Source organism: Amycolatopsis sp. lyj-84 (assembly GCF_046549075.1).
Taxonomy (GTDB): Bacteria; Actinomycetota; Actinomycetes; order Mycobacteriales; family Pseudonocardiaceae; genus Amycolatopsis.
Window position 1 is genome coordinate 321,915 of the sequence record NZ_JAJPWO010000002.1, and the last position, 20,228, is coordinate 342,142.

Annotated in this window: 16 protein-coding genes and 1 riboswitch; of the genes, 9 read left to right on the plus strand and 7 right to left on the minus strand. The window is 68.5% G+C overall.

Translation table 11 applies throughout. The features are described 5' to 3' along the window. Positions 1-4: 4 nt before the first annotated feature. The 5 genes from ACLJRM_RS06535 to ACLJRM_RS06555 form a co-directional block, all read right to left on the minus strand. Complete coding sequence (locus ACLJRM_RS06535; RefSeq protein ID WP_410605788.1) at positions 5-1,603, minus strand: acyl-CoA carboxylase subunit beta; 1,599 nt, start codon at positions 1,601-1,603, stop codon at positions 5-7. After that, positions 1,600-2,748, minus strand: coding sequence for an acyl-CoA dehydrogenase family protein (locus ACLJRM_RS06540; RefSeq protein WP_101606840.1), 1,149 nt, complete (start codon positions 2,746-2,748; stop codon positions 1,600-1,602). The genes ACLJRM_RS06535 and ACLJRM_RS06540 overlap by 4 nt, the downstream gene beginning before the upstream one ends. Continuing rightward, a complete protein-coding gene (locus ACLJRM_RS06545) occupies positions 2,745-4,439 on the minus strand; it encodes an acyclic terpene utilization AtuA family protein (protein WP_410662567.1) in 1,695 nt (564 codons plus the stop codon). The genes ACLJRM_RS06540 and ACLJRM_RS06545 overlap by 4 nt, the downstream gene beginning before the upstream one ends. Continuing rightward, positions 4,436-5,230, minus strand: a complete 795-nt coding sequence (locus tag ACLJRM_RS06550; RefSeq protein ID WP_410662568.1) for a TIGR03084 family metal-binding protein — start codon at positions 5,228-5,230, stop codon at positions 4,436-4,438. The genes ACLJRM_RS06545 and ACLJRM_RS06550 overlap by 4 nt, the downstream gene beginning before the upstream one ends. A gap of 381 nt (positions 5,231-5,611) precedes the next feature. Continuing rightward, on the minus strand, positions 5,612-7,027 hold the full coding sequence (locus ACLJRM_RS06555) for a hypothetical protein (RefSeq protein WP_146044395.1): 1,416 nt from the start codon (positions 7,025-7,027) through the stop codon (positions 5,612-5,614). A 175-nt stretch (positions 7,028-7,202) separates the two neighbouring features. On the opposite strand from ACLJRM_RS06555, the gene ACLJRM_RS06560 reads away from it, so the two are divergent. Together ACLJRM_RS06560 and ACLJRM_RS06565 are read left to right on the plus strand one after the other, a co-directional pair. Further along, complete coding sequence (locus tag ACLJRM_RS06560; protein ID WP_410662569.1) at positions 7,203-8,459, plus strand: DUF222 domain-containing protein; 1,257 nt, start codon at positions 7,203-7,205, stop codon at positions 8,457-8,459. 163 nt (positions 8,460-8,622) lie between these two features. Then, positions 8,623-8,748, plus strand: a complete 126-nt coding sequence (locus tag ACLJRM_RS06565; RefSeq protein ID WP_255414905.1) for a hypothetical protein — start codon at positions 8,623-8,625, stop codon at positions 8,746-8,748. Here the strand turns inward: ACLJRM_RS06565 and ACLJRM_RS06570 are convergent. Further along, complete coding sequence (locus ACLJRM_RS06570) at positions 8,742-9,743, minus strand: zinc-binding dehydrogenase (RefSeq protein WP_410662570.1); 1,002 nt, start codon at positions 9,741-9,743, stop codon at positions 8,742-8,744. The genes ACLJRM_RS06565 and ACLJRM_RS06570 overlap by 7 nt on opposite strands. 46 nt (positions 9,744-9,789) lie before the next feature. Continuing rightward, on the minus strand, positions 9,790-10,650 hold the full coding sequence (locus tag ACLJRM_RS06575; RefSeq protein WP_410662571.1) for an NAD(P)-dependent oxidoreductase: 861 nt from the start codon (positions 10,648-10,650) through the stop codon (positions 9,790-9,792). Positions 10,651-10,699: 49 nt separating this feature from the next. Between ACLJRM_RS06575 and ACLJRM_RS06580 the strand changes: the two genes are divergently transcribed. The 7 genes from ACLJRM_RS06580 (at position 10,700) to metE (ending at position 20,133) form a co-directional block, all read left to right on the plus strand. After that, positions 10,700-11,089: a MerR family transcriptional regulator gene (locus tag ACLJRM_RS06580; protein ID WP_101606833.1), complete on the plus strand. Its 390-nt coding sequence runs from the start codon at positions 10,700-10,702 to the stop codon at positions 11,087-11,089. Continuing rightward, positions 11,086-11,565: a tetratricopeptide repeat protein gene (locus tag ACLJRM_RS06585; RefSeq protein ID WP_410662572.1), complete on the plus strand. Its 480-nt coding sequence runs from the start codon at positions 11,086-11,088 to the stop codon at positions 11,563-11,565. The genes ACLJRM_RS06580 and ACLJRM_RS06585 overlap by 4 nt, the downstream gene beginning before the upstream one ends. A gap of 43 nt (positions 11,566-11,608) precedes the next feature. Further along, positions 11,609-12,448, plus strand: a complete 840-nt coding sequence (locus ACLJRM_RS06590) for an enoyl-CoA hydratase-related protein (protein ID WP_410662573.1) — start codon at positions 11,609-11,611, stop codon at positions 12,446-12,448. Next, the gene (locus ACLJRM_RS06595) at positions 12,445-13,053 is read left to right on the plus strand and encodes an acetoacetate decarboxylase family protein (RefSeq protein WP_410662574.1); all 609 of its coding nucleotides are present in this window, start codon (positions 12,445-12,447) and stop codon (positions 13,051-13,053) included. The genes ACLJRM_RS06590 and ACLJRM_RS06595 overlap by 4 nt, the downstream gene beginning before the upstream one ends. A gap of 221 nt (positions 13,054-13,274) precedes the next feature. Beyond that, complete coding sequence (locus ACLJRM_RS06600; protein ID WP_101606830.1) at positions 13,275-16,253, plus strand: ribonucleoside-diphosphate reductase subunit alpha; 2,979 nt, start codon at positions 13,275-13,277, stop codon at positions 16,251-16,253. A 73-nt stretch (positions 16,254-16,326) separates the two neighbouring features. Then, complete coding sequence (locus ACLJRM_RS06605) at positions 16,327-17,403, plus strand: ribonucleotide-diphosphate reductase subunit beta (RefSeq protein WP_101606829.1); 1,077 nt, start codon at positions 16,327-16,329, stop codon at positions 17,401-17,403. 133 nt (positions 17,404-17,536) lie between these two features. After that, positions 17,537-17,760, plus strand: a riboswitch (cobalamin riboswitch). A gap of 99 nt (positions 17,761-17,859) precedes the next feature. After that, entirely contained in the window at positions 17,860-20,133 is a 2,274-nt protein-coding gene (metE, locus tag ACLJRM_RS06610) for a 5-methyltetrahydropteroyltriglutamate--homocysteine S-methyltransferase (protein ID WP_410662575.1), read from the plus strand. Positions 20,134-20,228: the final 95 nt, after the last annotated feature.

The window sequence follows — 20,228 nt, forward strand, 5'->3', positions numbered from 1 at the left end:
GCCCCTACATCCTGAAGACGCCGAAGCCCTCGGCGCCCTTCACTGGTCCATTGTGGATCACGGACAGGCTGAGCCCGAGCACCGTGCGGGTGTCGCGGGGATCGATGATCCCGTCGTCGTAGAGCATTCCGGAGAGGAACATCGGCATCGACTCCAGCTCGATCTGCCCCTCCACCATCGCGCGCATGGCGGCGTCGTGCTCCTCGTTGTAGTCCTGACCGCGCGACGCGGCGGCGGCGCGGGCCACGATGGACAGCACGCCGGCCAGCTGCTGCGGCCCCATGACCGCGGATTTCGCGCTGGGCCAGGCGAACAGGAAGCGGGGGTCGTAGGCCCGGCCGCACATGCCGTAATGCCCGGCGCCGTACGAAGCACCCATGAGCACCGAAAGATGCGGCACCTTCGAGTTCGACACGGCGTTGATCATCATCGCGCCGTGCTTGATGATGCCGCTCTGCTCGTACTCCTTGCCGACCATGTAGCCGGTGGTGTTGTGCAGGAAGACCAGCGGCGTGTCGATCTGGTTGGCCAGCTGGATGAACTGCGCGGCCTTCTGCGACTCCTCGCCGAAGAGCACGCCTTGGGCGTTGGCGAGGATGCCGACGGGGTAACCGTGGATGCTCGCCCAGCCGGTGGCGAGACTGCTGCCGTACAAGGGTTTGAACTCGTCGAAGTCCGAGCCGTCGGCGACCCTGGCGATCACCTCGCGCGGGTCGAACGGCACCTTGAGATCGGTGGGCACGATGCCGAGCAGGTCTTCGGCGGAGTACAGCGGCTCGGCGTAGTCCGGTTTCGGCGTCGGGCCCTGCTTGCTCCAGTTGAGCCGTTTGACGATGCTCCGGCCGAGCCGGATCGCGTCCTCTTCGTCGGCCGCGAGGTAGTCGGCGAGGCCCGACGTGCGGGCGTGCATTTCGGCACCGCCGAGCGATTCGTCGTCGGACTCCTCGCCGGTGGCCATCTTGACCAGCGGCGGCCCGCCGAGGAACACCTTCGCGCGTTCCTTGACCATCACGACGTAGTCCGACATGCCGGGCAGGTACGCGCCGCCCGCGGTCGAGTTGCCGAACACCAGCGCGATCGTGGGCACCTTGGCCGCCGAAGACCGCGTGATGTCGCGGAAGATCCGGCCGCCGGGGATGAAGATCTCCTTCTGCGTCGGCAGATCCGCGCCGCCGGACTCGACGAGGTTGATCACCGGCAGGCGGTTCTGCGCGGCGATGTCCGCGGCGCGGTAGCTCTTCTTGGCCGTCCACGGGTTGCTGGCCCCGCCTTTGACCGTGGGGTCGCTCGCCGAGATCATGCACTCGACGCCTTCGACCACGCCGATCCCGGTGATCACGCTGGCGCCGACCTGGTAGTCCGAACCCCAGGCCGCCAGCGGCGAAAGCTCCAGGAACGGCGAGTCCTCGTCGAGGAGGAGCTCGATCCGCTCGCGGGCGAGCAGCTTGCCGCGTTTGCGGTGCCGGGTGACGTACTTCTCGCCGCCGCCCGCGATCGCCTTGGCGTGCTCGCCGTCGATCTCGGCCAGTTTGCCGAGCATGGACTCGCGATTGGCGGCGAACTCCTCGCTTCGTTCGTCCACTGTGGACCTGATGGTGCTCATGCGGTGTATCCCAATCGCTTCGCGGCCAAGCCGGTGAGGATCTCGTTGGTCCCGCCACCGATGCCGAGGATGCGCACGTCACGGTAGTGACGCTCCACTTCGGACTCCCGCATGTAGCCGAGTCCGCCGTGCAGCTGCACGGCCTCGTTGACCACCCATTCGGCGGTCTCGACGGCGGTGTTCTTCGCGAAACAGGCTTCGGCGATGACCTCTTCGCCCGCGACGTGGCGCTGGGCGACCTGCCGGGTGTAGGTCCGGGCGACGTCGATCTTGCGGGCCATCTCGGTGAGCTTGTGCTGCACCAGCTGCCGGGAGATCAGCGGACGGCCGAAGGTCTCGCGCAGGCGGCACCAGTCCAGCGTCAGGTCGAGCGCTCGCTGAGCGTGCGCGTAACCCTGCACCGCCAGCGAGACCCGCTCGGTGACGAACTGCGTGGCGACCTGTGCGAACCCGCTGTTCTCGGCGCCGACCAGGTTCTCCGCGGGCACCCGGACGTCCACATAGGACAACTCGGCGGTGTCCGAGCAGAGCCAGCCCATCTTCTCCAGCTTGCGGGACACGGTGAAGCCCGGCGTGCCGCGCTCGACGACGATGAGCGAGATCCCGTGCGCGCCGGATTCCCCGGTGCGGACCACCGTGGTCACGAAGTCCGCGCGGCAGCCCGAGGTGATGAACGTCTTGGCACCGTTGACGACGTACTCGTCGCCCTCGCGCACCGCTGTCGTGCGGATCCCCGCGACGTCGGAGCCGCCGTCGGGTTCGGTGACCGCCAGCGAGCCGATCTTGGCGCCTTCCAGCGCCGGCCGGACCCAGCGTTCGATCTGCACGGGATCGCCGGCCGCCGCGATGTGCGGGACGGCGATGCCGCAGGTGAACAGCGAGGCGAAGAGCCCGCCGGAACCGCCCGCGTAGTGCAGTTCCTCGGCGATGACCACGGCGTCGAGATAGTCGCCGCCCCCGCCGCCGACCTCCTCGGGGAAGCCGACGCCGAGCAGCCCGAGTTCCCCGGCCTTGCGGTGCAGTTCGCGGGGCAGTTCGCCCTCGCGCTCCCAGCCTTCGAGGTGCGGCAGGATCTCGGTTTCGGCGAACCGCCGGACGGTCTTGCGCAGCTCGGCGCGTTCCGGCGTCGAGAAGGGGTCGGTCACAGGAAAGCCTCCGGGATGTCGATCTCGCGGGAGCGCAGCCATTCCCCGAGCGCCTTCGCCTGCGGGTCGAACCGCGCCTGCGACGCGACACCTTCGCCGAGGATGCCTTCGACGACGAAGTTGATCGCCCGCAGGTTCGGCAGGAGATGCCGCCGGACCTCGAGGTCCGCGGTCTCCGGGAGCAGCAGTTTGAACTCGGTGACGGTGAGCCGGTGGGCGAGCCAGCGCCACGCCTCGTCGGACCGCGCCCAGACGCCGACGTTCGCGTTGCCGCCCTTGTCGCCGCTGCGGGCGCCGATCACCTTGCCCAGCGGCGCCCGGCCGACCTGCGCCTGGGTGAACGGGGCGGGCAACCCGTATTCGTCCACATCGGACAATTCAAGGGTGTCGGCGGCTTGCGCGATGTCGCGCCGCGTCCCGTCCGGCAAGACCGCGACGTGCGGAACCTTTTGGGCGTCGACGAAAGCGGCCCGGTACACGCCGTAGGGCGAGGCGGCCGCGGGTGGTGCGGTCACGTGGAAGCCGGGGTAGCTCGCCAGCGCGAGCTCGATCGCCGCACCGCTGAACGCGCGCCCGGCGACCTCCGGATCGGCGTCCTTCACCGCGACATGCAGCAACGCGCTCGCCTGCTGCTCGGTTTCGGCGTCGGGCCGGTCCGTGCGGGCCAGCGTCCAGCGGACCTCGGCGGGCGGTCGTGCTTTGAGCGCGCCTTCGAGCTGTTCCTTGACCAGCGCGGCTTTCGCTTCGATGTCCAGTCCGGTGAGGACAAACGTCGTCTCGTTGCGGAAACCACCGAGGCCGTTCAGGCAGACCTTGAGCGTCGGCGGCGGGGGCTCGCCGGTGACACCGCTGATCCGGACGCGGTCCGGACCGTCGTCGGACAGGGTCAGCGTGTCGATCCGGGCCGTGACGTCCGGCCCGGCGTAGCGGGCGCCGGTGATCTCGTAGAGCAGTTGAGCGGTGACGGTTCCGGTGTTCACCACGCCACCGGTTCCGGGATGTTTGGTGATCACGCTGGAACCGTCGGCGGAGATCTCGGCGATCGGGAAGCCCGGGACACCGACCTCGTGCTCGGTGAAGAACGCGTAGTTGCCGCCGGTGGCCTGGGTGCCGCATTCGATCACGTGCCCGGCCACGACCGCGCCCGCCAGCGCGTCGTGGTCGTCGCGCGCCCAGCCGAAGTGCGCGGCGGCGGGACCGACGATCACCGAAGCGTCGGTGACCCGGCCCGTCACCACGATGTCGGCGCCCGCGTTCAGGCATTCCGTGATCCCCCACGCGCCGAGATAGGCGTTGGCGGTCAAGGTCTTGCCGAACCCGAGCTCTTCGGCACGCTGGACGAGGTCGTCACCCTCGACGTGCGCGATGGCGACGTCGACACCGAGTTTCGCGGCCAGCTCGCGGAGCGCCTCCGCGAGCCCGGCGGGGTTGAGCCCACCGGCGTTCGCGACGATCTTGACGCCCTTTTCCTTGGCCAGCGCGAGATTTTCCTCCATCTGGCGGAGGAAGGTCTTGGCGTAGCCACGGTTCGGGTCCTTCATCCGGTCTCGGCCGAGGATGAGCATGGTCAGCTCGGCCAGGTAGTCGCCGGTCAGCACGTCGAGCGGGCCGCCGGTGAGCATCTCGCGGACGGCGGAGAACCGGTCGCCGTAGAACCCGGAGGCGTTGCCGATCCTGATCGGCGCCGTCATGCGAACTGTCCCGGCTGCCGTCCGGCTCCGGGAGGTCCGGCGAAGGCCTGCGCGATCCCGAGCCATTCCTCGACGTCGGCGCCGGTGGCGACGAGGTCGGTGTCGTCAGGATGACGGCGCTGGGTGATGACGAGGCAGAAGTCGACGGCGCTGCCGGTGAGCCGCTGCTCGGCGTCCTCGGGCCCGAACGCCCAGTTCGTGCCGTCAGGCGCGGTGAGCTCGACCCGGAACTCCTCGGCGGGCGGGGCGAGCGCGTTGAGCTTGTAGGCGAAGTCGCGGGTGCGCGTGCCGAAGCGGGCGATATGCCAGATCCGGCCGGTGTTCTCGCGTGCGACGCCGAGCGCGTCGAAGATGTCCTGACCGTGCGCCCAGGTCTCCATGAGCCGCGCGGTCACCATGGAGGCCGCGCTCATCGGCGGGCCGTACCAGGGGATCTTCTGCCCGTCGGGCACCGCGGCGAGCGCTGCCGCGAGTTCCGCCCGCCCGGCTCGCCATTCGGCCAGCAGTTCACGGGGCGGCGTCTTCGCGCCCTCGACGGCACCGTCGTCGACATAGGTCTCCCCCGTCGCGAGGAGCCCTTCGATCTCGGTCTGCCACTCGGCCTCGGACCCGCGCGCCGCGATCAGCGCCTTCCGGTCCGTCCAGGCCAGATGGGCTATCTGATGGGCGATCGTCCAGCCTTCGGCCGGGGTCTTCCGCGCCCAATCCGACGCGGGCAGGTCCGCCACCACGTCGTCGATGGCCTGCGTTTCCGCCGCGAGATCCCCAAGGATCACGCCAAGGTCAGCCATGCCCGCCTCCTCGCGTCCTCCTCAGGCTGGCACCCTCCGGCAGAAAAATCAAGCACGCCTGATTGTTTTGACGGGGACTGAAGGGGCCCTTCACCGCATCCGACGCGGTGAAGGGCCCCTTAGCGCCGGGCCCAGGTGCGGTGGGGCGTCGGTCGGGCTGGTCGCTTGAAGTACGTGAAGGCCCCCTTCCTTGCGTCTAGCGCAAGGAAGGGGCCTTCACGTGCGACCGCTGTGACTGCTGGTGCGCGTGGGGCGAAAGTAGCGATTGTGGCGATCGCGAAGGTAGTGAAGGCCTCCATCACTACTGTCAAGGTAGGCAAGGGGCCCTTCACGGCCCTAACCCGAAACGCCACTCACGACCCCTGGACCGACACCCCTCCTTCAGCCCCCGTAGAGGGCGCCGACCGCGGCATGGACCGAAGTCGAGTACACCGGGTCGTACGTATGGCGCCCGGCCAGGACGTCGCCGCCCTTACGGCTGTAGGTCCAGCCGCCGTCGGCCTCGAATCCGGGGTTCGCGACGTGGCAGCCGGTCAGGCTGATGTCGTCCATCCGCGCGGTGACCGAGTAGTTGGTGACGGCCTTCTTCTCGTACAGCCGCAAAGTGAGCGTCGCCGACCCACCGCTCAGCCGCGGCGTGAGGTCGACCGGCGACGAGGTGTACCAGTCGCTCCCCTCGCTGGCGACGTCGCGCTCCCACACCTGCGTCCCGCCGACGATCGCCTGTTTCGCGTGGTACCCGGGCGGGCTCGTGGCCGGCCGGTCGTCGGTGTGCCATACGACCATCCGGCACGACGTCGACCCGGCGTCGAGGCGGACGGTCGCACTCGCGGCCGCGTAGTCTCCCGCCGTCGTTGCGTTGTCGGGGTGCACGGTGAACACCAGCGCGCTGTTCCCGGCGTGCGCGACGCGTTCGTCGCTGGACTGCGGGCGCCCGGGCGTCAGCGGCAGCGCGTATTGGATGACGCCGTCGAGTTTCCCCGCCGCCGCGTACTCCAGGCCGACCGCGGTCACCGCGCGGACGTACTCGACGTCAGGGGTGATCGTGGTGCGCGACAACGTGGAGGCGTACACCATCAGGATGGCCTTGCGGCTCTTGCCCGCGAGCCGCGCGACGATCTGGTCCAGCTGCGGGCGGAGACTCCCGGTCCACAGCGTGTTGCGATACGGGTCGTCGCGGAAGGGCAGGATGAGACTGTCGATGCTCGCCGCGTAGGTGTCCACAAAGGACTGTGTGACCGCGTTGGCGTACACCACCGGATAGAAGTCCAGGCCCGGCTGAATCGCCCGGGCGGCGGTCCGCATCCTGGCGGTGTAGTCCTTGGTGAAGGTGGCCGTGTTGGCGTTGAAGTCGTCCATCGCCCAGGCCTTCAGCACCGGGAAGCGCACCGAGAGCCGGGCGATCGCCTGCCCCCACGCGACGTAGTCCTTCTTGTAGGGCAGGTACTCCGCGCAGCTCGTGCCGCCGGGGCACTCGGTCGGCGGGACCAGGTAGACCCAGACCGCGAGGCCGCTCGCCTGCGCGGCGGGCAGGAACTCCTGCTCAAGATCACCCCAGTCGGTGGACTTGTTGACCAGGAACGCGTACGTGTCCGCGTTCATCGCCCGGAGCCGGTCCACGGTCGCCCGCGCGTCGACGTGCCCGTCCGCCTTGCGCACGGGATTGGCGTAACTGGCACGGATCCCCGGCGCGGGCGCCGCTTCGGCGGGCAACGCGAGCAGCGAACCCAGGAGCGCCAGCAGCAGCGCGACCACGGACCATCTCCCGGCCTGCCGCGAGGACAAGGGTGTCGTCATGGTTCCTGAGCCTGCCGGGACCGCGCATAAGTTCCGTACACGCCCACAGGCCAATCACAAGACTCTGCGTAGTGCATTCACCATCTTTTGTTCCCCATCGAGTGAAATGACCCCCACCTGCCCGCTACGCAAATCGGGCTAGTACAGATGTTCGAAACGGCGTAGCCTTGATCCCGTGGCCAGCGAAAACAGTCCTCAGGCGGCGTGCACCGAGTGGTGGCGTGCTGATGCTGCGACGCTGCATGCCCGTAAGCAGGAAATCGAGGTCCTGAAGCGTCAATTGGACGCGGAGCAGTACGCGATCTTGGCGGAGTTGAATTCTCGTGGGATTCGTGGGTGCACGGGACATTCGACGTTGATGGGGTTGATCCTTGAGGACTTCCACGTGTCGGAGAAGGAAGCCTCAGCCCGTGCGGATCGTGCCCTGGCGTTGCATCCCGGGGCAGCCATCGGCGGGGGCGTCGTGCCACCGCTGGCTCCGTTGACCGCCGAAGCCGCTGCCGAAGGTGCGATCGGGGGAGGTCAGATCGATGCGATCATCGGCGCTCTCGCCCTGGTCCCCTCCTTTGTTCCTGCGGAGGAGGTGCGGGCCGGGGAGAAGATCTTGGTTGATTTGGCTCGGCGGGCTGGGCTGAAGGAGATCGTGACGGCTGGGCGTCGGATGCTGAACACGATGGATCCCGACGGCAAAGAGCCCCGCGACAAGGGCCCGAAAGACGCCCGTCCGGAGTTGCGGTTCATCAAGCATCGTGACGGCACGCTCGGGTTCGCGGGAACCCTGGATCTGGAAACCTACGCACGGTTGAAGTCCGATCTCGATCCGCTGGCCAAGCCGCACAAGGCCGTCGATGGTGTCAGAGACTCCCGCGGCCAAGGCGAGCGTTATGGGGACGCGTTCGCCGACTACGTACGACTCAAGACCGCCAGCCCCGACCTTCCCGGCCAGGCCGGGGAGTCGACCCAGATCCTGGTGACCATGGCCTACGAGGATCTGATGAACGAGGTCGGCGACGGCCTCCTCGACCTCGTCGGTCCGATCAGTGCCACCGACGTCCGGATCCTCGCCTGCGATGCCCGGATCCGGCCCGTCGTTCTGTCCGGCGCAGGGCAGCCGCTGGATGTGGGGCGGTCCAGCCGGTCCGCCACCACCCCGCAGAAGCACGCGTTGAAGATCCGCGACGGTGGCTGTGCGTTCCCTGGCTGCGATATGCCGGTGCAGCGTTGCACCGCCCATCACATAGTTTTCTGGCGTCACCGAGGCGAAACGAAGATCGACAATCTGGTGCTGCTCTGCGCGAGACACCATCGGCTGATCCACAAAAGCGAGTGGAAAGTCCAGATCGCCCGAGACGGACTACCTGAATTCACCGCACCTGCTTATCTTGACCCGACAGGGGAACCAAGGCGCAACACGATGCATCTGCGGGTATAGGCCGACGACAACAAGGGTGCCGAGATTCACGCCACCGTAGTCCACTATGGACTAACGGAGTTCACCGCGCCTTCCCAATTCCCTCATCACCGCGGGTCGCCAACCGAACAAGCTGCCGCGCGACGTCACCCAGACGCCCCCGAGCCCAGGTACCGTAGGCGAGATGCGCAAACGGGACGGCCTGGGCGGCCTCGCGGTGCTGCTCGTCCTGATCGCGATGATCGTGCTGGTGACGGCACTCCTGGTCTTCGGCGTCCTGGCCGTGACGAACTACCTGCCGCGTCACTGATCGGCAGCCTCCTGCGGGTGCACGGCGATGGCGATCTTGCCGCGCGGGCGGCCGCGGCCCTCGCCGGCCGAGCCACCTTCCAACAGTTGGTGCGCCTGCGCGATGTCGTCCAGCGGGACCACGGCGCCGATCACCGGCCTGAGCTTGCCTTCGTCGACCAGGCGCCCGATGGCTTCGAGCTTCTCCCTGCCTGGGCTGACGAAGAGGAAGTGGTAGGTCGCGTTCACGGCCCACGCGGCGAGCAGGTTCTGCGGTTCGGGAATGTCCACGATGGACACCACGCGGCCACGGTCGGCGAGGACCTCCGGGCTGCGGGCGAGGGTGTCACCGCCCACCGTGTCCAGCACGACGTCCACCCCGCCCAGCTCGCGGACCCGCGGCACGTAGTCACCGGCCGAGAAGTCGATCGCGACGTCGGCCCCCAGTCCGGTGACGAACTCGTGATCCCTCGCCCGCGCGGTGGTCACCACCTCGGCTCCGAGCGCGGCGGCGACCTGGACGGCGATCGAGCCGACCCCGCCCGCCCCGCCGTGCACCAGGACCCGTTCCCCGGGCCGTACCGCGGCACGTTCGACCAGCGCCTCCCACACCGTCACGCCCACGAGCACCAGACCGGCGGCCTCGACGTGCGACAACCGCGCGGGCTTGCGGGCGACCAAGTCCTGGTCGACCACGTGGAATTCGGCGTAGGTTCCCTGCCCGGCGAAGATCGGCGCCAGGTACCAGACCTCGTCCCCCGGCTGGAAGTCGCCCGCCCCGGGGCCGGTCTCGACCACCACGCCGGACACGTCGTTGCCGAGCACCGCCGGGAGCGCCACCTCGTCGCGGTAGTCACCGCGCCGGGTCTGCAGGTCGAGCGGATTCACGGACGTGGCCAGCACGCGCACCAGCACCTGACCGGGCCCGGGAGCGGGCCTCGGCAGCTCTCGGACGGCGAACGCGGTGTCCGCGTCACCGAAGCGGACGAGTTCCACCGCGCGCATCGAAGTCGACATGCGTCGACCTTATATCGTAATATCGCGAATCGTAAATAGGTGTGACCTACTCCCCCGCCCGCTCGAACTCCCGGATCAGCACGGGGTACTGCTCGCCGCCGTGCCCGGCGGCGATCGCGCGGTCGGCCATCGCCTTGATGAGCTTCGGCAGTTCGGCGTTCACGCCCAGCGCCTCACTCTCCTCGACCATGTGCGCCATCGCCCGCACGTCGGTCTCCAGGGCCGACACCTCCGCCGGGAACGAGCCCTGGTCGACCTGCTCGGCGTAGCCGGGCAACCAGCCCGCGACGCCGACGGCGATCTGCTGCGCGAAGGTCGCGTACGTCGCGGCGTCGACACCGGCGGTCCGGAGCATCGCGGTGCCCTGGAGCCACGCGTTCAGGACGCTCCACATCATGGTCAGGCCGGCGACGTCGTACAGGGCCGCCAGTCCGTGATCCTCACCGAGGTGGGAGATAGTGCCGAGCGCGCCGAGGTCGAAGTCCGGCTCCGGACCGCTGAGCAGGATCACCGCCTCCTCCGTCCCGATCGACGACGGGATGGCCATGATCGCGCCGTCCAGGTAGCGGGCACCCCGTTTTTCCGCCCAGGCGGCGGTTTCCCGCGCCTGCGTCGAGTCGCCCGAGGTCAGGTTGACCAGGGTCGCGCCCTCCAGTCCGGCATCGCCGAGCAGGTCGCGCACGGCCGGGTAGTCGGTGAGGCAGACGACGGTCAAGCCACCGGCGGCAAGGGCGTCACCGACCGTCGGCGCCAGGTGAGCGCCCGAGGCGACCAAGGAGCCGGCCTTGGCGGCCGTCCGGTTCCACACGGTCGTGGGATGCCCGGCCTTCAGGAACGCTCCGGCGAGCGCCTGGCCCATCAGCCCGAGGCCGATGACCGTGATCGGGGTGTTCGCGTTGTCAGTCATGGCAACATCGTCAACGTTGATACCGGTATGAAGGTCAAGTGAGGATTCGATGCGGATCGGGGAACTGAGTCACCGGACGGGCGTCAACGCCCACCAACTGCGCTACTACGAGGCCCAAGGCCTGCTGGAAGCCGACCGCGGCACGAACGGCTATCGCGAGTTCGACGAGACGGCCGTCCTGCGCGTGAAGCAGATCCGCCACCTCCTCGGCGCGGGCCTGTCGTCCGAGGACATCGCGTACCTGCTGCCCTGTGCGATCGGCGAGGAACCGGAACTGATCGGCTGCCCCGAACTGCTGGCCGCGATGCGCGAACGGCTCGGGCGGCTCGACGAGCAGCTGGCCAAGATCGCGCGGTCCCGCGACGCGCTGGCCGGTTACATCGACGCGGCGGAGCGGACGGGCGCGAAGACCTATCCCCCGTTCGAAGGTGCCGCGTGAGCGAGACACAGGAAGCCGTCCGGTTGCGCGAGCAGGGCACCGACGAGGCCCGCCTGCGGCTGATCGAGCTGGCCGAACGGCACCCGGGGAACGCCGTCATCGCCTACCAGACGGCGTGGGCCCACGATTCCCTCGGCTTCGAGGCCGAAGCCGCTCCCTACTACGAGCGGGCGCTCGCGACCGAAGGTCTGTCCACACAGGACAGACACGGCGTGTTCGTCGGCCTCGGCAGCACGTATCGCGTCCTCGGCCGGTACGAAGAATCGCTCAAGACCTTGCGCCGCGGCCTCGACGAGTTCCCGGACGACGCGGCGCTCAGGACGTTCCTCGCGATGGCTCTCTACAACGTCGGCGAAGCACGCGAAGCGGCGGGAACGCTGCTGAAGGTGCTCGCCGCGACCAGCGCCGACACCGGGGTCCAGCGATACCGGCGAGCGGTCGAGTACTACGCGGATCACCTGGACGACGTCGAATGACCCGCTTATTGACACCTTGTCAACATAGCCCTACTTTCACGTCATGAGCGTGTACGCCGAAATCACCTACGAGGTCGCCGACCGCATCGCGACGGTCACGCTCAACCGGCCCGAGGCCCGCAACGGCTACACCATCCGCATGGCCGACGAACTCGGCGACGCGATGGACCGGGCCGACAACGACGAGGACGTCCGCGTGGTGATCCTGACCGGCAACGGCAAGGACTTCTCGGTGGGCGCCGACCTCTCGCAGGGCGGATTCGAGTTCGATCCGGAGACCGGCCCGGACGCGGCCTGGCAGGAGCCGGCGGGACGCTGCTCGAAACGGATCTTCACGATGAACAAACCGGTGATCGCGGCCTTGCGGGGCGCGGCCGTCGGCGGCGGCGTCACGATCACACTGTCGTGTGATTACCGGCTGGCGTCCACGGATTCGCGCTTCGGTTTCGTGTTCGTCCGCCGCGGGATCTACCCCGAAGGCGCGTCCGCGTGGTTCCTCCCCCGGCTGGTCGGCATGGGCACGGCACTCGACTGGATGATCAGCGGCCGCGTCTTCGGCGTCGAGGAGGCGAAGACCGCCGGGCTGGTCCACAGTGTTCACGAGCCCGAGGAAGTGCTCGGCAAGGCCCGCGAACTGGCACTCGAGATCGCCACGACCACGTCACCGGTCTCGGTCGCGGTCACCCGGCAGCTGCTGTACCGGATGGCGAGCGCCGCCTCGCCGTTCCCCGTGCACGAACTGGACTCCCGGCTGATCGGCGGCCTGGGCTCCAGTCCGGACGCGATCGAAGGGGTCATGTCCTTCCTGCAGAAACGACCACCGGAGTTCTCCATGCGCGTCGACACCGACCTGCCCGCCTACCTGCCCTGGCGGAACGCGTGACCGCCTATCCCCCGGAGCCGTGGAACCTGGCGGGCCAGGCGTACCTGTCGGTGTGGCGTGTCCCGGTGAGCGAACTGCCCGGACTCCCCGAAGGTGTCGAGCCGGCCGTGGCGGGCGGGCGCGCGCAGGTGTTCACCGCCTGGATCGACTATCAGGACCCCGGGCAGCTGCGGTACCACGAGCTGCTGGCGACGGTCGCCGTCCGGGGCAAGCGCCTCTCCAGCTCCATCACCGACATCTGGGTCGACAGCGAGGTCTCGCTGGCCGGAGGACGGGCGCTGTGGGGCATCCCCAAGGACCTCGCCGCGCTCGACTTCACCCACGGCCGGACCTTCACCGCCTCGGCGGCCACCCAGGACGACTGGATCGCGACGGCCGCTTTCACCCCCCGCCCGAGCTTCCCGGTGAAGATGCCCGCCGCCTTCGATGTCGTCCAAATGTTGGACGGACGTCTCAAAAGGAGCCCCGTCCGGGCGAAGGCCCGCCCCCATCCGGCGGCGGCCGATTGGCGGATCAACGAGTCCGGGCCGTTCGGCTTCCTGGCCGGTCAGCGGCCCGTTCTGAGCGCCCACCTGCGCGACTTCAAGATCGTTTTCGGCGGCTGACCAGCCGCTCAGTGTGATCGGCTAACCCGCCAGGGTGAGACCACGACACGCCACCCATTGGGGCACGTGCAGGCTCCGACCCCTACATGTAGTCTCTGGGAACCGACATCGCCCAGCGACGGGGAGACCGCTCGGGAGCGGTAGTCGGACAGCTTGTGAACCTGCAGCGCACGGCCTTGTGAGGCCTTGTGGTGCTTCAACGCGCCCAATTGGAGACACGCATGTCAGTGGAAACCGGTCAGCGGCCACCTTCGTCTTCGGACACCACGCCCGCGACCGTGCGAGTCATCCGGCGGGACGGCAGCGTGTCCCCCTTCGACGCGAACAAGATCTCGGTCGCCGTGACCAAGGCCTTCCTCGCCGTCGAGGGCGGTGACGCGGCCGCTTCGTCGCGGATCCACCACCTGGTCAACGAATTGACCGAGCAGATCGAAGCCACCCTGCTCCGCCACGCCGGTCCCGAGACCGCGCTGCACATCGAGCAGATCCAGGACATCGTCGAGCTCGCGCTGATGCGCGGCGAGCACCACAAGGTCGCCCGCGCGTACGTCCTCTACCGCGACGAGCGCGCGAAGGCCCGCGAGTCCGAGAAGCCGGCCTCGTCCGACGTCGCCATCAGCGTCAAGGCCGCCGACGGCACGATCCGCCCGCTCGACTGGGCCCGTGTCTCGCACGTGGTCGGCGAGGCCGTCGCCGGGCTCGACGACGTCTCGGCCGAGCCGGTGCTGGCCGAGGCCAAGCGCAACCTCTACGACGGCATCAGTGCCGACGAACTCGCCCTCGCCCAGATCATGGCCGCGCGCGTGCTCGTCGAGCAGGAGCCGAACTACTCCTACGTCAGCGCCCGGCTGCTGGCGGACAAGCTCCGCGGCGAGGCGCTCAGCTACCTCGCGGGCTCGCCCCAGCTGGCCAGCCAGGACGAGATGACCGCCCGGTACCCGCAGTACTTCCGGGACTACCTCAAGCGCGCCATCGAGCTGGAGCTGGTCAACCCCGAGCTGCAGACGTTCGACCTGGACAAGATCACCGCGGCCATCCACGCCGAGCGCGACCTCGACTTCGGCTTCCTCGGCCTGCAGACGCTGTACGACCGGTACTTCCAGCACCACAACGGCGTCCGGTTCGAGCTGCCGCAGGCGTTCTTCATGCGCGTCGCCATGGGTCTCGCGATCCGCGAGGACAACCGCGAAGCCCGCGCCATCGAGTTCTACGAGTTGCTCTCGTCGTTCCACTTCATGGCGTCCACCCCGACGCTGTTCAACTCGGGCACCACGCGCCCGCAGCTGTCGTCCTGCTTCCTGACCACGGTGGACGACGACCTGGACTCGATCTTCCAGGCGTACAAGAACAACGCGCTGCTGGCGAAGTACTCGGGCGGTCTCGGCAACGACTGGACCCCGGTCCGCGGCCTCGGCGCGCACATCAAGGGCACCAACGGCCAGTCGCAGGGTGTCGTGCCGTTCCTCAAGATCGCCAACGACACCGCGGTCGCGGTGAACCAGGGCGGCAAGCGCAAGGGCGCGGCCTGCGCGTACCTCGAGACCTGGCACGTCGACATCGAGGAATTCCTCGACCTGCGCAAGAACACCGGTGACGACCGTCGTCGTACGCACGACATGAACACCGCGAACTGGGTGCCGGACGAGTTCCTCCGCCGGGTCGAGGCCGACGCGCAGTGGACGCTGTTCTCGCCGAACGAGACCCCGGACCTGCACGACCTCTACGGCACCGCGTTCGCCGAGCGCTACCGCGAGTACGAGGCCGCCGCCGAACGCGGTGAGCTGAAGGTCTTCCGCAAGGTCCGCGCGATCGACCTGTGGCGCCGCATGCTGACCATGCTGTTCGAGACCGGCCACCCGTGGATCACCTTCAAGGACCCGTGCAACCTGCGCTCGCCGCAGCAGCACGTGGGTGTCGTGCACTCGTCCAACCTGTGCACCGAGATCACCCTGAACACCACCACCGACGAGGTCGCGGTCTGCAACCTCGGCTCGGTGAACCTGCTCAAGCACGTCACCCCCGAGGGCATCGACGCGAAGCGGCTCGAGAAGACCGTGCGCACCGCGGTCCGCATGCTCGACAACGTGATCGACATCAACTTCTACACCATCCCGGAAGCACGCCGGTCCAACCTGCGGCACCGCCCGATCGGGCTGGGCCTGATGGGCTTCCAGGACGCGCTGTTCGAGATCGGTGTCCCGCTGTCCTCGGAAGAGGCCGTCCAGTTCGCGGACACCAGCATGGAGCACATCAGCTACTACGCGATCTCGGCGTCGACCGACCTCGCCGAGGAGCGCGGCCAGTACCAGACGTTCGAGGGTTCCTTGTGGAGCAAGGGAATTCTGCCGATCGACTCGCTGCAGCTGCTGATCGACGCCCGCCAGGGCGACGCGCTCGACGTCGACACCTCGTCCACTTTGGACTGGGCGCCGCTGCGCGAGCGGGTCAAGACCGTCGGTATGCGCAACTCCAACGTGATGGCGATCGCGCCGACCGCGACGATCTCCAACATCGTGGGCGTCGGGCAGTCGATCGAGCCGCTGTTCCAGAACCTGTTCGTCAAGTCGAACATGTCCGGTGACTTCACCGTGGTGAACCCGCACCTGGTCCGCTCGCTCAAGGAGCGCGGGCTGTGGGACGAGGTCATGGTCTCGGACCTGAAGTACTTCGACGGCAGCCTCGGCCAGATCGACCGCGTGCCGGACGACCTGAAGGCGCTGTACGCGACCGCGTTCGAGATCGAGTCGCGGTGGCTGGTGGACGCCGGTTCGCGTCGTCAGAAGTGGATCGACCAGGCGCAGTCGCTGAACCTGTACATCGCGGCGCCCAGCGGCCGCAAGCTCGACGAGCTGTACCGCTACGCCTGGCACAAGGGCCTCAAGACCACGTACTACCTGCGGGCGCGGTCCGCGACGCACGTGGAGAAGAGCACCCTGCGCGGCACCGACGGCAAGCTGAACGCGGTCTCGGCCACCCCGGCCCCGGCCACACCTTCGGCACCCAAGCCCGCCGCCCCCGCCGCTTCGCCCGCCCCGTCGGCTTCCGCCGCGGTTTCGCCGTCGCCCGCCGCCGCCGTGCCCGCGGTGCCGGTGACCGCCCCGGAGCCGAAGGAGATCCCGCAGGTCTCCGACGTCGACTTCGTCGCCACCGACGGCGCCGCCTGCCGCATCGACGACCCCGACTGCGAAGCCTGCCAGTAAACATCCTCGTGAGTGGTAAGGGCGGTTCCAACCGTCCCTACCACTCACGACGCCTCTTGGAGTGTGCCCCTCTATGACCACCTTTGACGCTTCCACCGACGCCACCGGCCTCGGTGAGATCGAAGTCGGCGCCGCCCGGATCAACGTCGACGACAAGCGGATGATCAACGCCCGCGCCGACGTCAACCAGCTGCTGCCGATGAAGTACACCTGGGCGTGGGAGAAGTACCTCGCCGGCTGCAACAACCACTGGATGCCGACCGAGGTCGCCATGCAGGCCGACATCGCGCTGTGGAAGTCGGCCGACGGCCTGACCGAGGACGAGCGCACCATGCTCAAGCGCAACCTCGGCTTCTTCGCCACCGCGGAATCGCTGGTGGCCAACAACATCGTGCTCGCGGTGTACCGCCAGATCACCAACCCCGAATGCCGCCAGTACCTGCTGCGCCAGGCGTTCGAGGAGGCCGTGCACACGCACACCTTCCAGTACATCTGCGAGAGCCTCGGCCTGGTCGAGGGCGAGCTGTTCAACATGTACCGCGAGGTCCCCTCCATCTCGGAGAAGGACGCGTGGGCGCTGAAGTACACGCAGAACCTGGAGAACCCGGACTTCGAGACCGGCACCCCCGAGGCCGACCAGAACTTCCTGCGTGACCTGGTCGCGTTCTACGTGATCTTCGAGGGCATGTGGTTCTACACCGGCTTCGCGCAGATCCTCTCGCTCGGCCGCCGGAACAAGATGATCGGCATCGCCGAGCAGTACCAGTACATCCTGCGCGACGAGTCGATCCACCTGAACTTCGGCATCGACTGCATCAACCAGATCAAGATCGAGAACCCGCACCTGTGGACCGAGGAGTTCCAGGCGGAGATCCGCGGCATGCTGACCGAGGCCTGCGAGCTCGAGGTCTCCTACGCCCGCGACACCATGCCGCGCGGCATGCTCGGGCTGTCGGCCGAGCTGATCGAGCAGTACATGCACTTCATCACCGACCGGCGCGCGCAGCAGATCGGCCTCCAGCCGATCTTCGGCGAGACGGAGAACCCGTTCCCTTGGATGTCGGAGGCGATGGACCTCAAGAAGGAGAAGAACTTCTTCGAGACCCGCGTCATCGAGTACCAGTCCGGTGGCGCCCTCGACTGGGACTGATCCCGCATCTCACGTGATCGGACGGACAACACGCCGGGCGGACTTCCGCCCGGCGTGTTCCGTCTCCAGACACGCGAGTTCGCCGTCTGATCACGTGAGTTACGCCTCCAGTCACACGAGACCCGAATTCGGTACGCTCCAGGGTGCTACTGGTTCGCCCGGCCTCCCAGGCCGGTCGAGGTAACAGGGAACCCGGTGTGAATCCGGGACTGCCCCGCAGCGGTATGTGGGAACGAAAGCCGTCACCGTGCGAGACACGGTAAAGCACTGGGGCATGGCGCCCCGGGAAGCGACGGCCGGTAGGAGCGAGCGAGTCGCCCACGAGTCCGAAGACCTGCCCGTGGTGCGCGCGCCGACGGCGTGCGTGAGTCCGGGCCTCGTGGGATGGGCGCGACCGAATCGCGGTCACTCCTGCGCGCGTCCGGGCTCTGACGACAAGCTCGCGAGGAGAGAGCTGTGACCGAAATCGGCACCACTGTGCTGGGCTACCCCCGGATCGGACCGGACCGGGAACTCAAGCGTTCACTCGAACGCTACTGGGCGGGCAAGATCGACGAGGCCGCGTTGCTGGAGACCGGCCGCGCGCTGCGCACGCGGACCTGGCGGGAACTCAAGGACGCGGGGCTCGACTCCGTCCCTTCCAACACGTTCTCCCACTACGACCAGGTGCTCGACACCGCCGAGCTGTTCGGAGCGCTGCCGGAGCGCGTCGCGAAGCTCGGTCTCTCGCCGCTCGACACCTACTTCGCCGCCGCTCGCGGGGTGCAGGACGCGCCCGCGATGGAGATGACGAAGTGGTTCGACACGAACTACCACTACATCGTCCCCGAACTCGGGCCGGACACCCGGTTCTCGGTCGCCGGCTCCAAGCCGCTCGACGAGTACCGCGAGGCCCGCGCGATCGGCGTCGAGACACGGCCGGTGCTGGTGGGCCCGGTGACGTTCTTGCTGCTCGCGAAGGCCGCCGAGGGCGCTCCGGAGGGCTTCCGCCCGCTGGACCTTCTCGACAACCTTCTCGACGGCTACGTCGAGCTGCTGCGACGCCTGCATGACGAAGGCGTCGAGTGGGTCCAGCTCGACGAGCCCGCCTTCGCCGGCGACCGCACCGAGCCGGAGCTCAACGCGCTCATCCGCGCCTACCACCGGCTCGCGAAGGAGACCGCGCGCCCGAAGATCCTGGTCGCCGGATACTTCGGCGGTCTCGGCCGGGGACTGGGTGTGCTCGCCCGTTCCCCGATCGACGCCCTCGCCGTCGACCTCGTCACCGATGAGTCCTTTGTGGACGCCGTCGCGGCCGAACCCGCCTTGCGCGACAAGGAGGTCTTGGCCGGTGTCGTGGACGGGCGCAACGTCTGGCGCACCGATCCGACCCGTGCGCTCAGCCGGGCGGCGACGCTGCTCGGCACCGCGAAGTCGGTCAGCGTCTCGACGTCGTGCTCGCTGCTTCACGTGCCTTACGACGTCGAGCGGGAGGCCGAGCTCCACCCGCGGCTCAAGGGCTGGCTCGCGTTCGCCAAGCAGAAGGTCGACGAGGTCGTCCTGCTCGGCCGCGCGCTGAAGGAGGAGGGCGTCGACCTCTCCGCCGCCCGTGCGGCGGCCACGGACCGCGCCACGGCGGCCGACCTGGCCGACGCCGGGGTCCGTGCCCGGCTGGAGGCGCTGCGGCCGGAGGACACCGTCCGTTCCCCCTACGCGCGGCGCGCGGCGGCCCAGCAGGCCGCGCTGGCCCTGCCGCCGCTGCCGAGCACGACGATCGGCTCGTTCCCCCAGACCACCGACGTCCGCAAGGCCCGCGCCGCGCACAAGGCGGGCTCGCTGGACGACGCCGGGTACGAGGCCGCGATGAAGGCGGAGATCGAGCGCGTCATCCGGCTGCAGGAGGATCTGGGCCTGGACGTGCTGGTGCACGGCGAGCCCGAGCGCAACGACATGGTGCAGTACTTCGCCGAGCGGCTGGCCGGGTTCGCGGCCACCGACTTCGGCTGGGTGCAGTCCTACGGCTCGCGGTGTGTCCGGCCGCCGATCCTGTACGGCGACGTCTCCCGGCCCGAGCCGATGACCGTCGAGTGGGCGCGCTACGCGCAAAGCCTGACCGGCAAGCCCGTCAAGGGCATGCTGACCGGGCCGGTGACGATCCTGGCGTGGTCGTTCGTCCGCGACGACCAGCCGCTGGGCGAGACCGCCCGCCAGGTGGCGCTGGCCATCCGCGACGAGGTGCACGACCTGCAGGCGGCCGGCATCCGCGTCATCCAGGTGGACGAGCCGGCGCTGCGGGAACTGCTCCCGCTGCGCGCTGCGGCGCACGAGGCGTACTTCTCCTGGGCGGTTTCGTCGTTCCGGCTGGCGACGTCCGGGATCGACGACGCGACGCAGATCCACACGCACATGTGCTATTCGGAGTTCGGTGAGGTGGTGAAGGCGATCGACGCGCTCGACGCCGACGTCACCAGCATCGAGGCGGCGCGGTCGAAGATGGAGGTCGTCACCGACCTCGGCGCGGCGGGCTTCGGCCGCGGCGTCGGGCCGGGTGTGTACGACATCCACTCGCCGCGCGTCCCCGGCGTCGACGAGGTCAGCGGGCTGCTGCGGACCGCCGTCGGCGCCGTGCCCGCCGAGCGGATCTGGGTCAACCCGGACTGCGGGCTGAAGACCCGCGGTTACGCCGAGGTGGAGCCTGCCCTGCGGAACCTGGTCGCGGCCGCGAACGCGGTCCGGTCCGAGCTGGGCTGATCAGTACCTGAAGGCCCCCTTCCTTGCGTCAGGCGCAAGAAAGGGGGCCTTCATGTACATCCGCCGGGGTATTGTCAACCTGCCAACAAGAGTGC